12 protein-coding genes and 1 tRNA gene are annotated in these 14,262 nt (G+C 59.1%); all 13 read right to left on the reverse strand.

Annotated features, from left to right (window positions below):
- Positions 1 to 60: 60 nt before the first annotated feature.
- The 13 genes from BLW36_RS04070 to thrS all read right to left on the reverse strand — a co-directional run bounded on the left by BLW36_RS04070 (position 61) and on the right by thrS (position 14,250).
- On the reverse strand, positions 61 to 402 hold the full coding sequence (locus BLW36_RS04070; RefSeq protein WP_091385421.1) for a YkvA family protein: 342 nt from the start codon (positions 400 to 402) through the stop codon (positions 61 to 63).
- Between the two features lie 55 nt (positions 403 to 457).
- Complete coding sequence (locus tag BLW36_RS04075; protein WP_091385423.1) at positions 458 to 691, reverse strand: hypothetical protein; 234 nt, start codon at positions 689 to 691, stop codon at positions 458 to 460.
- Between the two features lie 38 nt (positions 692 to 729).
- The gene (locus BLW36_RS04080; RefSeq protein ID WP_091386931.1) at positions 730 to 4,110 is read right to left on the reverse strand and encodes a type I restriction endonuclease subunit R; all 3,381 of its coding nucleotides are present in this window, start codon (positions 4,108 to 4,110) and stop codon (positions 730 to 732) included.
- A gap of 49 nt (positions 4,111 to 4,159) precedes the next feature.
- Positions 4,160 to 5,395, reverse strand: a complete 1,236-nt coding sequence (locus tag BLW36_RS04085; protein ID WP_244506122.1) for a sigma-54 interaction domain-containing protein — start codon at positions 5,393 to 5,395, stop codon at positions 4,160 to 4,162.
- A gap of 945 nt (positions 5,396 to 6,340) precedes the next feature.
- Positions 6,341 to 6,417: transfer RNA gene (locus BLW36_RS04090), tRNA-Pro, on the reverse strand.
- 136 nt (positions 6,418 to 6,553) lie between these two features.
- Entirely contained in the window at positions 6,554 to 6,910 is a 357-nt protein-coding gene (locus BLW36_RS04095; protein ID WP_091385425.1) for a MerR family transcriptional regulator, read from the reverse strand.
- On the reverse strand, positions 6,888 to 7,196 hold the full coding sequence (ihfA, locus tag BLW36_RS04100) for an integration host factor subunit alpha (protein WP_073271291.1): 309 nt from the start codon (positions 7,194 to 7,196) through the stop codon (positions 6,888 to 6,890). The genes BLW36_RS04095 and ihfA overlap by 23 nt, the downstream gene beginning before the upstream one ends.
- A gap of 128 nt (positions 7,197 to 7,324) precedes the next feature.
- A complete protein-coding gene (gene pheT / locus BLW36_RS04105; RefSeq protein WP_091385427.1) occupies positions 7,325 to 9,727 on the reverse strand; it encodes a phenylalanine--tRNA ligase subunit beta in 2,403 nt (800 codons plus the stop codon).
- 100 nt (positions 9,728 to 9,827) lie between these two features.
- Positions 9,828 to 10,841, reverse strand: a complete 1,014-nt coding sequence (pheS, locus tag BLW36_RS04110) for a phenylalanine--tRNA ligase subunit alpha (RefSeq protein WP_091385429.1) — start codon at positions 10,839 to 10,841, stop codon at positions 9,828 to 9,830.
- Positions 10,842 to 11,030: 189 nt separating this feature from the next.
- On the reverse strand, positions 11,031 to 11,390 hold the full coding sequence (gene rplT, locus BLW36_RS04115) for a 50S ribosomal protein L20 (protein WP_020413350.1): 360 nt from the start codon (positions 11,388 to 11,390) through the stop codon (positions 11,031 to 11,033).
- Between the two features lie 36 nt (positions 11,391 to 11,426).
- The gene (rpmI, locus tag BLW36_RS04120) at positions 11,427 to 11,621 is read right to left on the reverse strand and encodes a 50S ribosomal protein L35 (protein ID WP_091385431.1); all 195 of its coding nucleotides are present in this window, start codon (positions 11,619 to 11,621) and stop codon (positions 11,427 to 11,429) included.
- Between the two features lie 146 nt (positions 11,622 to 11,767).
- The gene (gene infC / locus BLW36_RS04125; protein WP_425286749.1) at positions 11,768 to 12,313 is read right to left on the reverse strand and encodes a translation initiation factor IF-3; all 546 of its coding nucleotides are present in this window, start codon (positions 12,311 to 12,313) and stop codon (positions 11,768 to 11,770) included.
- An 8-nt stretch (positions 12,314 to 12,321) separates the two neighbouring features.
- Entirely contained in the window at positions 12,322 to 14,250 is a 1,929-nt protein-coding gene (thrS, locus tag BLW36_RS04130; protein WP_091385434.1) for a threonine--tRNA ligase, read from the reverse strand.
- Between the last annotated feature and the right edge of the window lie 12 nt (positions 14,251 to 14,262).

The following is a 14,262-nucleotide window of genomic DNA, read 5'->3' on the forward strand; positions in this document are numbered from 1 at the left end:
ATATTCGCGGCCAACTTAGCCACCGCATTCAGAAAGCCACCCCGGAGGGACAACCACGTTTTAGCCGAACCACTCCTTGAGTTTTTCTGCCGCTTTGGCTTTGACTTCATCGGTGATGTAGGTTGCTACTGTGCCAACGGCCAACGCCAGCACGCCCAGATCATCGGCGTAGCCGACCACTGGCGTAAGGTCCGGAATCGCATCCAGCGGACTGATGAAATAACCGAGCGCGCCGATAATCGTCGCCTTGGCCCAGGCCGGCGTGCTCTTTTCCTGGTAGGCGTAATACAACCAGAGTGCCTTTTCGATTACCTCGAAACCCGCATCCTTGGCATATTTCTTAACCTTTTCCCAGAAGCTGTCATCTGAGTATTTATCTTCGAAATTTGTTGTATCGGTCATATCGCCACTCCTAGTTAGTACTTTCTAGTTAGTTATATTGTTGAGTACTTCTTCGTTATTGCTTCGATTTTTCTGCTTTCCCGCTAGACAGCTTGTCCGTCAACGAACTGAGGTCATCAACCACCCGCTTTGCCTTGAGAATGTTTTCAACCCCGACCTTGTCGATGACTTTTTCCGAGATACGATCAATATCCTTGTCGTATTTTCCCTCCAAGTTAAGCTTCTCATTCACTTTGCCCTTTACAGCACGCTTGATGAGAGACTTTTTGACAGATTCAAACAGCTTCATATTTTTGTTTTCCTGCTTTTAGTATGTTCTGTCGGCATTCACAAAGAGTCTGTGGCAGAGCCTGACCGCATGAATGGCTTGAGTACGGCTACCAGCTCGTCGACATGCTCCGGCTGGAACACCCCATCCACACCCTCATGGGAAACAGAGGTGAACGGTGCCTCGTAGAGCTTCTCCACGGTGATGGTGCCGTGCTCGGCAATGTGATTCTTGAGCAGGTTCATAAATTGCACCTGCCGGTGAGTCAGCTGCGGGTGCGCGTGCAGGAAGCCGGTGAAGTGGGCTTCTACCGCCTGCGGGTTCATGCCCACCAGCTCCTGTAGCGTGAGCTGCAGCTCGCCCGCGGTACGGCCGTAGAATTCGTTCAATGCTTCCAGACTGACACCTGGGTGCTGAGTGAGGATGCTGGAGGCCAACGTATTGAGTTCTTCCTCTTTCACCGGTTCGCCCTGGCGCACCTTCTGCAGGATGGGGTTGCGCTCGAGCATCTGGTCGAGGATGGCCTTGACGCGGCGGCGGTAGAGCATGGCCTCGTTGGCGCCGGCGATGGTGACCTTGCGCTCGGCCTCTTCGATGCCCTGATCGGTAGTGCGGGTGCTCGGGGTCGCATAGAGGCCGCCACCCCCAGCTTGGCGGTATTTCATGATGCCGCGCAGCTCCCCGCGCGCCCACTCGAGACGGCCGATACTGGCGTTATGCCAGAAGTCGGCGCTGCGCACCTCGTCGATCACTCTGTCTTTCTGGCGCACGGCCTGGATGTTCACTGCAAGCTTGTCGAGTTCCTGCAGCAGCTGATCCTTGCCGTCATCAAAGCAGCTGGCCTTTTCCACGAGGCAGCGCTGGATGGTGGCGATCAGGCGGTCGAGGCCGATGGCGAACTTGTCGGGCAGTACCCGGGCGCCCATCAGCGGCGCGATGGTGCTATGCAAAATATGCTGGGTGTTGCCGTCCATGCGGCTGAGGGCATCGGTCTGCTGCAGCTGGTGCACGGTGCGCAGTTGGCGCTTTACGGTGATGCTGCTTTCGGGCAGGTCGTTGATATCGGCCTTGAGCAGTTCCAGCGCGGCATCGAAGCCCTCGCGGTGGTTGGCTTTGAGGCTGGCGAGCGCCAGCTCGAGTCGCGCTTCGAACAAGGTCTGCAGCAGGGATTTGCTGCCGGTGTCCTCGGCTTCCTGGTACTCCTCGTCAAAGAAGCTGAAGTTACCGTAGTGGTCGAAGATCAGGAACTCGGATTTGTGTTTGCCCGGGCCGAACAGGTTTTCGCACAGTCGTGTGCCACGGCCGATCATCTGCCAGAACTTGACCCAGGACTTCACCGGGCGCGCAAACACCAGGTTGACCACCTGGGGCACGTCGATACCGGTATCCATCATGTCCACGGAGATGGCGATGCGGAAGTCGGTGCCGGCTTTCTTGAACTCGCCGATCAGGCTCTCGGCCTTGGGCACGGCGTTGTGGATCACCTTGCACACCCGGGTGCCGTACTGCGGATAGAGCTTGCAGAACAGCTTCTCCAGGTGCTCGGCATGCTTCTGGTTCTGGGCGAAAATGATGCTCTTGCCCACCAGCGAGTCGGTTTCGTCCTTGATGCCGTTATTCACCAGGTTCTCGAGGATGATGCGGTCGGTGTCTTCACTGAATATCTTGCGCCCCACGTCCTTGCCGGCGAACTTGGCCTTCTGCGCCTCTTCCTCGCCCAGGTCCTCTTCCAGCTGGGCGCGCTGCTCGTCGCTCAGGTCCTGGTAGTGGATGCCCTCGCGCAGGAATTCCGTGGTGAGGTCCCGGACCCGGAACGGCACCAGGTAAGGCGGCTCGTTGTTGATGGCGGCATCGAGGCCGAATTCGAAGGTGGGGTCGGTGCTCTCGCAGCCGAACATGTCGAAGGTGTTGCGGCTGATGAACTTGACCGGGGTGGCGGTAAGGCCCAGCTGCAGTGCATCGAAGTAGTCGAACAGGTCGCGGTACTTGTTGTAGATACTGCGGTGGGATTCGTCGGCGATGATCAGGTCGAAGAAGCCCACATCCAGCTGCGCGAAGCGGTTCATCATGCCGGGATAGGTGGCGATGTAGATACGCGCGGACTGGTCGATCTTGTTGCTCTGGCCGATCGCACAGCGCGGCTCGCTGGGCAGCAGCTCCTTGAAAGCGGTGTCAGCCTGGGTGCGCAGCTCCTTGCGGTCACACAGGAACAGCACGCGCTTGCCCCAGTTGGTGCGCAGCAACAGTTCGCTGATGGCAATCGCCACCCGCGTTTTGCCGGTGCCGGTGGCCTGCACGATCAGGGCGCTGCGGCGCTGCTCCTGAAAGCGGTTGGCAACGGCCTTGATGGCCTCGATCTGATAGGGGCGACCGGCGATGTCGGTTTTCGGGTTGAACTGTTCCGGGTGCGGCTCGCGGTACTGGCGCTGGAATATCAGGTACTTAAGGCTGTCGCGACTGTAGAAGCCGTAAACCGGGCGATAGGTGTTGTACTGGGCATCGTCCCAGATGAAGGTCTCGTAACCGTTGGTATAGAAGATTACCGGGCGGCGGTAGCCCATCTTTTCCAGAGAGTCGGCGTACAGGCGCGCCTGTTCCCTGCCCGCCTGCAGGTTCACTTCACCGGATTTCTTCGCCTCGATCACTGCCAGCGGCTGGCCGTCTTCGCCCCACAGCACATAGTCGGCATAGCCCTTGCCGCTCTGGGTAGGCTGATGGGTGACCTCGAACTCCAGGGAGACCTGTTCCTTGTTGTTCAGATCCCAGCCCGCCTGGGCGAGCATGGTGTCGATCAGCAGCTGGCGGGTCTTGGCCTCGCTCCACTGCAGGGAGTCGGCGACCTGATGGCTCTTGGCCTGCTTGGCGGCGGCATCCTGCTTGTGCGGCGGCTCGATACCGGCACTGTTGCGGGTGCGCTCTTTCTCCAGCTCCTCAATGACCCGCTCCAGTTGCGCGGCCTGCTGCTCCAGCTCCCTCTCATATTTGCTGACCGACTTCTGCAATTGGCTCAGCCGCGCCGTGGGGTCCTCGACATCCCGGTAAGGAGGGATATCAGACTTGGACTTACGGTAGTACTTGAGGCCCATGTACATGGCCAGCTGGTGCGCGGTGCCCAGCGCCATCTGCGCACTTCGCAGGTCACCCTCGGCGCCGTGGGCGGTCTCATTGCCCTGTACACGCAGAAAGTTGAGCTGGTGGATCAGTGAGCGATCCACACAGCTCTCGAAGACAGAACTCTTTACCAGCTCGTAGAAGTTGGCCTGCGGCACACGCGGCAGGTACTCTTCCTTGTAGATGCTCTTGGTCACCTCTTCGGCAAAACCGCGCAGGCGCGTGAGCGCGCTGCCGGGGTCGACATGCAGGACCGCCTCGGCGAGACCGCCCAGATTGGCGAGGGCCTCGTTTTCCGGCCGGAGGAATTCGAAGTTCTGCGATTTCATATAAAAAATTCTATCCATGCACGCTTTATTGCGAAGAGCGTGCCAGCTTTCACTTGAGGTCGAGTTTGTCCATCAGATTCGTCAGCGTCTGGTAGTTATTCAGGCCGAGCAGCGCCGCCGCGCGGGTCTTCTTACCATGTGCGGCATCCATCGCACGCGGGATGTAGTGGCGCCAGATATCATCACAAAGCTCTTGAATATCAATACCTTGGGAGACATCCCGATCCAGTAGCCCCTGCCCTCTCTCCGGCATCTGGAACAGTGCCTCGCGCAGGTCTTCGGCTTCGATGGTCTCGGTAGAGCTCCAGAGCGCAGCCCGCAACAGGGTCGAATGCAGCTCGCGCATATTGCCCCGCCAAGGGTGCCTAAGGATAAGATTTTTTGCCGCTGCAGAAAGTTTTTTATCCTTCAGATGCGTATCCTGATGCCCCAGGGTCTCGAGAACTCGCCCGGCGAGCAGGCCCAGATCCCCGTGCCGCTCGCGCAGCGGCGGCAGATGCAGTACGCCGACGGCGACCCGGTAGAACAAGTCTTCGCGGAAGGTGTCCTCGGTCACTGCCTGCAGCAGATCCCGGTTGGTGGCGGCCACGATACGGACATCAACCCGACACTCCTCTCGTCCACCCACCGGGGTGAAGGTGCCGTCCTGCAGTACCCGCAGCAGGCGCACCTGTACCGCGGGATCCAGCTCGCCGAACTCGTCCAGAAACAGCGTACCGCCATCGGCCTGCTGAAAGACCCCTTCCCGGTCAGCGGTGGCGCCCGTAAATGCGCCTTTCTTGTGGCCGAAGAGAATGGAGTCGATTAGCTCGGGAGGGAAAGCGCCGCAGTTGACCGCGACGAACGCATTGTCGGAACGGCCACTGGCATTGTGTATAGCTCGGGCAAACAACTCCTTACCAGTGCCGGATTCCCCATAAATCAGCACCGGCACCTCTCTAGCCGCCAGAATCGCCGCCTGGGCCTTGAGGCGCTGCATCTGAGGGTTCTGGGTGACGATATCGTCGAATGCTGCATTGGTAGGGGCGCTGGCCGTCGACAATTCGCTGAGTGTCTGGGAGTCAACGCTGCCCGCAGTGGGGACATACTCAGCGGCGATCTCGAAGGGGATCTCGACCTTCCGCACCCCCTCCTCCACAGAGGACTGCCAGAAGATCACCGGGAAGCGCGTCTTGCCCAGCAGAATCCAGACCGCCTGCATGGCGGGAGTACCGGGGCTCAGAAGGACATTCAGTTGCACCGCTGAGGGATTCTTGGCCAGACGAGCCAGGGCGGCTTCCGCCATTTGGTAGATTTCCCCAAAGTTGACCGGAGAGGAAAGATCACAGCGTGAGGCTACAACGGCGATCGCAGTGCGCGATCTCAGCCACTGGAGATACGCGGCAACATCGGATTCCGGGTAGTTGTAAAGCAGCTCTACCCTATCGAAACAGTGATCGGCAAGGGCTTGTGCCACCGGCCCCAACTGATTCCCCATGCCCTGCGCGGCTGTTAGGTCTGCCCCCCCAACCCAACTAACTAATATTTGTTCTTTAGCCACCAGTTGACCTTCAAGTGGGCAAGCATGCCGGTCACTAGACCGCAGCACCCAATTCTTGTTTTTATCGCCACAATAACCTTGTGATCATAATCACAATTTTTTAACTATTAAACCCGCGCCTGCCTGTTGAGTTAACAAATGGCGTTTCGTCGACTCACTTATTAACAAAATCGACGAATTAATACACTTACGGTCTGGAAATAAGCTGAGCAACTAACTTCATATAGCGATTGCTTTTTGCTCCATCGCTGCGCTTCAACAATTTATGACAGTTAAACTGCTGTAGTTAATAAATGCTCGAACACACCGGCTTCAATCGCTCCTACGTCCGACCTGTACATTTAATAACCCAAAGGCTTGATTAATCTCTTATCAATTTTCGAAAGCTTTCCAGCCGCCAAACAGCTTCCCTCCGGTCGAAATTTCGAGCATTCACAGTAAAACTGAAACGTGCGATCAATGCCGTCCGAATAGGATTGGGGCAATACTTTAATGCTTGATTTAAAACGAGATGACAGTGTTGGGCGGTAAGCAAGATCAACAATTAAGATGCGTCAGTTGGAGCTCACGATCGTACCAAATCCAATTTGCACTAGTCCGGACAGCCCCTGATGTGCCAATACCATCAGCACAAGCTGAAATTTCAGACACAAAAAAGCCCGCTCAAGAGCGGGCTTTTTATTTGATATATGGTCGGAGTGGCCGGATTTGAACCGACGACCACCACACCCCCAGTGTGGTGCGCTACCAGGCTGCGCTACACTCCGACGAAGCTAAATCAAGCACTCAATTCGACGTAAGTGATTGATTTATAAGGGGCATCGCATCGCGATGAGGCGCAAATCATACATTAGTGGCGGGGGATTGCAAGCCCGGATTTGCGGCCTTGGAACTGGTGAAAAATCAGGCCTCCAACAGGGTCAACACGCTTTCCAGCTCGGCGATCACCTGGGGAATCACCTGCTGTACCTGCACCGTCTCGGCCTTGTCGCTGCCGCTCTCCATCTGCAGGCGGGCGCCGCCGATGGTGTAGCCCTCTTCATACAGCAGAGCGCGGATCTGGCGAATGAGGATAACGTCCTGGTGTTGGTAGTAACGGCGGTTACCGCGGCGTTTGACCGGGCTCAGCTGGGGGAACTCCTGCTCCCAATAGCGCAGCACGTGGGGTTTCACGGCGCACAATTCGCTGACTTCACCAATAGTGAAATAGCGCTTGCCGGGGATAGTTGGCAATTCGCTATTGTGACTCGCTTCCAGCATCTTCTTCTACTCGTGCCTTGAGTTTTTGTCCCGGTTTAAAGGTCACTACCCTGCGCGCGGAAATAGGGATTTCCTCGCCGGTCTTGGGGTTGCGGCCCGGTCGCTGGCTTTTATCACGCAGGTCGAAATTGCCGAAACCGGACAGCTTTACCTGCTCGTTATTTTCCAGCGCGTTGCGGATTTCCTCGAAAAAGAATTCGACGATTTCTTTGGCTTCGCGTTTATTAAAACCCAGCTCTTCGTACAGCTTTTCGGCGAGCCCGGCCTTGGTCAGTGCCTCTGTCATTGGTTCCTACCAACAGATTCAGAGGCGTCGACTCCAGATCGGAAGCGGCCCAAACCGCGGCGGCTTCAACCCGGTAGCAGACGCTCTCGGGGTGCCAGACAACCTGCACCCGAGAGCGTCGGGCTCTGTTAGCGCAAGCTGGCGTTGTATTTTTGTTCTAGTTTGCCGACCACCGAATCCACGGCGGCATTGATTTCGTCGTCGTTAAGGGTGCGCGACGGATGCTGAAAGGTCAACCCCATGGCGACACTTTTTCTATTGAAATCAATACCTTTGCCCTGATAGACGTCAAAAATCTTGAGGTCCGTCAAAGTTTCACCGGCGGCCTCGATGGCGGTCTCGACCATGCTGGCGGCCGGCACGTCGGCGTCGATCAGCAGCGCCAGGTCGCGGCGCACTTCCGGGAACCTGGACAGCGGGCGGAACGCCGGCAGGCGCGCCTGGCCGAGGGCCTCGAGGCTCAGTTCGAACACGAACGCCGCCTTGGGCAGGTCCAGCTTCTTCTGCAGCTGCGGGTGCAGGGCCCCCACTACGCCGACCTCGCGCTCGCCCCGGTAGATGCGGGCGCACTGGCCCGGGTGCAGCGCCGGGTGCTCGCCGGCTTCGAAGCGGAACCCTTCCTCGGCGCCCAACCCCTCGAGGCCACAGTGGGCCAGCAGGGCCTCGACGTCGGCCTTGATGTCGTAGAAATCGACCAGATCCTTGCCGCCGGTCCAGTTCTCGGCGAAGCGGCTGCCGTAGACCAGGCCGGCCACCATCGGCTCCTGCTTCAGATCGGCAACAGAATTACCATTGGGTACGAAGCGCAGGCCGGTCTCGAACAGGCGCACGCGGTTCTGCTGGCGGTTCAGGTTGTACTGCAGTGACTTGCACAGGCCCGGAATCAGCGAGGTGCGCATGACCGCCAGCTCGGCGCTGATCGGGTTCTGCAGGGCCACCGGCTCGGCTTTCGGGTCGAACAGTGCGGCGGAGTCGCTGTCGATAAAGCTGAAGGTGATCGCCTCGTTGTAGCCACGCGCCAGCAGGGTCTGCTCCAGCGCGCTCTGGGCGATTTCACTCTCTTCCTGCGGCACGATATCCAGCGCGGCGGTGAAGCTCTCGCTGGGAATGCGGTTGTAGCCGTAGACCCGCGCCAGCTCTTCGAGCAGGTCGGCCTCGATGGCGATATCGAAGCGGAAGCTCGGCACCAGGAAGGTCCAGCCGTCGGCGTTCTGCTCGATTTTCTCCAGGCCCAGGCGGGTCAGGATATCGACGATCTCGTCGTCGCCCAGGGCGACACCCAGGCCCTGCTCTACCCGCGCGCGGCGCAGGGAGATATGGCGCTCGGCGGGCATGAGTTCGCTCAGCTCGCGCAGGTGTACCGGGCCCGGTTCACCGCCGACGATATCCAGCAGCAGCTGGGTGGCACGCTCGACCGCCTTTTCCTGCAGGCGGTAGTCGACACCGCGCTCGAAGCGGTGCGAGGAGTCGGTGTGCAGGCCATAGGAGCGCGCCTTGCCGGCGATGGCCAGCGGGCTGAAGAAGGCGCTCTCGAGGAAGATATCGCGGGTGCTGTCGGTCACGGAGGAGTCGAGGCCGCCCATGATGCCGGCCATGGCCAGCGGCTTCTCGTCGTCGGTGATCAGCAGGGTGCCCTCCTGCAGTTTCACTTCCTGGCCGTCCAGCAGGGTCAGTTCTTCGCCCTTCTCCGCCAGGCGCACCTTGATGCCGCCGCTGAGCTTGTTCAGGTCGAAGGCGTGCATCGGCTGGCCCAGTTCGAGCAGCACGTAGTTGGTGACATCCACGACCGGATCGATGGAGCGCAGGCCGCTGCGGCGCAGGCGCTCCTGCATCCACAGTGGCGTGGTGGCCTTGATATCGATATTGCGGATCACGCGGCCGACATAGCGCGGGCAGGCCTCTTCGGCCATCAGGGAGACCGGCAGGCTGTCGTCGATCTGCTGGGCGACCGGGGTGATCTCCGGGCCGCAGACCGCGCAGCGGTTCAGCACACCCACATCGCGGGCGATACCGGCGATGCCGAGGCAGTCGGAGCGGTTCGGGGTCAGGTCGACCTCGATGGTCTCGTCGTCCAGCTGCAGGTATTCGCGCAGGTCCTGGCCGGTGGGCGCGGCTTCCGGCAGCTCCCAGATGCCGTCGCTGTCCTCACCCAGCTCCAGCTCGGTCTGGGCGCACAGCATGCCGAAGCTCTCTACGCCGCGCAGCTTGGCCTTCTTGATCTTGAAATCGCCCGGCAGCTTGGCGCCTACCAGCGCGAACGGGATCTTGATGCCGGCGCGGGCATTGGGGGCGCCGCACACGACCTGCATCTCGCCGTCCGGGTGGCCGGCCACTGTGCATACGCGCAACTTGTCCGCGTCCGGGTGCTGTTCGCAGGCGAGGATCTCACCCACGACCACGCCGGAAAATTCACCTGCGACTTTCTCAACGCCATCCACTTCCAGGCCGGCCATGGTGATCTGGTCGGCCAGTTCCTGTGCGGTCAGTTGCGGGTTAACCCAATCCCGCAGCCAGGAGTTGCTGAATTTCATATCGCTATCTCTTTGTATTCTCTGTCAGCGCCCTCGGAGCGCTTTTCAATTCTGTTCGACTCTGGTGTTGGCCCGCTGGCGGGCTCCGTTAAACGCTTCGTTAAAACTGTTTCAGGAAGCGCAGGTCGTTGTCGAAGAACAGGCGCAGGTCGTTGACGCCGTAGCGCAGCATCGCCAGGCGCTCTACCCCCATGCCGAAGGCGAAGCCGGAGTAGGCCTCGCTGTCGATATTGCAGGATGCGAATACGTTCGGGTGCACCATGCCGCAGCCCATCACTTCCAGCCAGCCGGTGCCGGAACATACGCGGCAGCCCTCGCCACCACAGGCGGTACACTGGATATCCACTTCCGCGGACGGCTCGGTGAACGGGAAGTAGGACGGGCGGAAACGCACCGGCACGTCCGCTTCGAAGAAGGCTTTCAGGAACTGGTCCACGCAGCCTTTCAGGTGGGCGAAGCTCACGCCCTTGTCCACTACCAACCCTTCCACCTGGTGGAACATGGGCGAGTGGGTTACGTCGGAGTCGCAGCGGTAGACGCGGCCCGGACAGATGATGCGAATCGGCGGCGCGGCCTTTTCCATGGTGCGGATCTGTACCGGGGAGGTGTGGGTGCGCAGCACCGTGGACGGATCGATATAGAAGGTGTCGTGCATCGCGCGCGCCGGGTGGTGCGCGGGAATATTGAGCGCTTCGAAGTTGTGGTAGTCGTCTTCGATCTCAGGCCCCTCCTCCACGGAGAAGCCGAGGCGCACGAACAGCTCTTCGATGCGGCGCATGGTACGGGTGACCGGGTGCGCATTGCCCTGCTCTTCGCCGCGCCCGGGCAGGGTCACGTCGATGGTCTCTTCGGCCAGCTTGGCGTTGATCGCCGCCTGCTCGAGTTCGTTGCGGCGCGCGTTGATCTTTTCCTGCACCTGCTGCTTGGCTTCGTTGATTTTCGCCCCGGCAGCCGGACGCTCTTCGGCAGACAGTTTGCCCAGGCCTTTCAGCAGCGCAGTGAGCTGCCCCTTCTTGCCCAGGTAATCCACGCGCACCTGATCCAGTGCCGCCAAGCCGTCGGCCTGCTCCACCTGCTCCAGCGCCTGATCGGTGAGGGACTGCAAATCTTGCATCGAACTATTCCCGTTCCAAGTTAACTCTAATTCTTTCTGCGTCATGTTGCCGGCATTTGGTCGCCGGCGGGGCTTCGCCCTTTGGTGTCGCTATCGGTAAAAAATAGCGGAAACCCCATAAAAAAATAGGGAAGGGCCAAACAGCCCTTCCCTATTTTTTGTATTCAGTTTTGCAACTGAAGTGACAGCTTACGCTGCCAGGGCTGCCTTGGCTTTTTCAACTACGGCAGCAAAAGCGGCTTTGTCGTATACCGCCAGATCGGCCAGAACACGGCGATCCAGAGCGATGTCCGCTTTCTTCAGACCGGCGATCAGGCGGCTGTAGCTCAGACCTTCAGCGCGGGACTGGGCGTTGATACGAGTGATCCACAGAGCGCGGAAGTTACGCTTCTTGACACGACGGTCGCGGTAAGCGTACTGGCCGGCTTTGATCACCGCCTGCTTGGCTACGCGGAATACGCGCGAACGCGCACCGTAGTAACCTTTAGCCTGCTTCAGAATTTTCTTGTGACGACGACGCGCCTCTACACCACGTTTTACACGGGCCATAACTCTATCCTCTTAAACCTTTTAGCGATGAGCCAATTACTTGGCGCGCAGCATACGATCGACCAGGGTGGCATCAGACTTGTTCATAGTCGAGGTGCCGCGCAGCTGACGCTTACGCTTGGTGGTCATCTTGGTGAGGATGTGGCTCTTGTTAGCGTGCTTGTGCTTGTAGCCCGCAGCCGTCTTCTTGAAGCGCTTGGCGGCGCCACTGTGCGTTTTTGCTTTCGGCATTTTGTACTCCAAAAGTATCTAAGTGTCTGCGAACAGACTGCTTTAATGAACCGCCGGAAACCGGCGGCGTTGTGAGAGTGGGGAGGCAGCCGTCGCCCAACCACTTCTCAAAGGAGACCTGACTCTCTTTGCAGAGACTCAGGAACTCACTTTTTCTTCTTGCTGGGGGCTATCACCATGATCATCTGGCGGCCTTCCATTTTCGGCCGCTGCTCCACGGTGCCCAGCTCTTCCAGGTCTTTCTCGATGCGCTGCATCATTTCCATACCCAGTTCCTGGTGCGCCATTTCCCGGCCGCGGAAGCGCAAGGAAATCTTGGCCTTGTCGCCTGCTTCCAGGAAACGGGTCAGGTTGCGCAGCTTGATCTGGTAATCCCCAATATCGGTACCGGGGCGGAACTTCATTTCCTTGATCTGCTGCTGCTTCTGTTTCTTCTTGGCAGCGTTTTTGGCTTTTTTGGCCTCAAAAACGTGCTTTCCGTAGTCCATGATCTTACAGACTATCGGATCGGAGTCCGGCGCAATTTCAACGAGATCCAGACTGGCCTGCTGTGCGGCCTCCAGCGCTTCATCCAGGGAGACAACTCCCACCTGTTCACCATCGGCGCCGATCAGGCGAACTTCAGACGCTTCGATCTGATCATTAATGCGGGCCTTTTTGGACCGTCCCTTGCTCTCTCGTTTAATAGCTATCGTCTCCGTTAATTTTCAGAAATAGACATACGGCCACGGCGCTCCACGTCCTGGCCGAGAATCTCGAGGAATGACTCAAAAGTCATGGTCCCAAGATCCTCACCGCTGCGTGTTCGCACGGCGACCGTCTGGCTTTCCACTTCCTTATCGCCGATCACCAGCAGATAAGGAACACGCTGAAGCGTGTGCTCGCGGATTTTAAAGCCGATCTTCTCGTTTCTCAAGTCGGCGGCCGCGCGATACTGCAGATCACCGAGGCGCTGTTCCAAATCGCGACAGTAATCCGCCTGGCGGTCGGTGATATTCAGGATCGCCACCTGCTGCGGCGCCAGCCAGGTCGGGAAGGCGCCCTCGTAGTGCTCGATCAGGATACCGATAAAGCGCTCGAAGGAACCCAGCGCCGCACGGTGCAGCATGACCGGGGTCTGGCGCGAGCCGTCTTCCGCCACAAACTGGGCGTCCAGGCGGCCCGGCATGGAGAAGTCCACCTGAATGGTACCGCACTGCCATACACGGCCGAGGCAGTCCTTCAGGGAGAACTCGATTTTGGGTCCGTAGAAGGCACCCTCGCCCGGCAGCTCTTCCCACGGCAGGCCGGCGGCGTCCAGCGCGTCGGCCAGCGCCTTCTCGGCCTTGTCCCAGCTCTCGTCGGAACCGACACGCTGCTCCGGACGGGTGGAGAGGCGGTAGATAACGTCGTCGAAGCCGAAGTCCTTGTACACGGAGTGCAGCAGATCCATGAAATCGGACACTTCCGACTGGATCTGGTCTTCGGCGCAGAAGATATGACCATCGTCCTGCACGAAGCCGCGTACGCGCATCAGGCCGTGCAGGGAGCCGGATGGCTCGCTGCGGTGGCAGGAGCCGAACTCCGCCAGGCGCAGGGGCAGATCGCGGTAGCTGCGCAGGCCCTGGTTGAACACCTGCACGTGGCAGGGGCAGTTCATCGGCTTGATCGCGAACTGGCGCTCCTCACTGGTGAGGGTGAACATGTCGTCGCCGAACTTGTCCGCATGGCCGGATTTGCGCCACAGGGAGAAGTCCACCAGCTGCGGGGTCTTGATCTCCTTGTAGCCGTACTCGCGCTGACGGCGGCGCATGTACTGCTCGATGGTGCTGTAGATAGTCCAGCCGTTCGGGTGCCAGAACACCATGCCCGGCGCCTCTTCCTGAATATGGAAGAGATCGTATTTCTTGGCCAGCTTGCGGTGATCGCGCTTTTCCGCCTCTTCGATGCGGTGCAGGTAGGCCTTCAGGTCTTTCTTGTTGGCCCAGGCGGTACCGTAGACGCGCGTCAGCATCTCGTTGTTGGCGTCGCCGCGCCAGTAGGCGCCGGCCACCTTGGTCAGCTTGAACGCTTTCAGCTTGCCGGTGGACGGCACGTGCGGACCGCGGCACAGATCCTCGAAGTCGCCCTGCTTGTACAGGGAGATATCTTCGTTGGTGGGGATACTGGCGATGATCTCCGCCTTGTATTCCTCGCCCATCTCGCGGAAGTATTTCACCGCATCGTCACGCGGCAGCAGGCGGCGGCTGACCGGAATATCTTCCTTGGCCAGCTCTTCCATACGCTTCTCGATTTTCTCCAGATCTTCCGGAGTAAACTGGCGCTCGTAGGCGAAATCGTAATAGAAGCCGTCTTCGATCACCGGGCCGATAGTTACCTGGGCGCCGGGATACAGTTGCTTCACGGCCTGCGCCAGCAGGTGCGCGGTGGAGTGACGGATAACCTCCAGCCCTTCCGGCTGGCGGTCGGTAATAATGGCCAGTTCCGCGTCGCGGTCGATCACATAGCTGGTATCGACTTCTTTGCCGTCAACCACACCGGCAAGGGCAGCTTTGGCCAGGCCTGGACCAATATCATTGGCGACGTCGTATACGGAAACCGGATTGGAGAATTCGCGACGGGAACCGTCGGGGAGAGTGACAACAGGCATTGTACTTCCTTT

This window comes from Microbulbifer marinus, assembly GCF_900107725.1.
GTDB classification, from domain to species: domain Bacteria; phylum Pseudomonadota; class Gammaproteobacteria; order Pseudomonadales; family Cellvibrionaceae; genus Microbulbifer; species Microbulbifer marinus.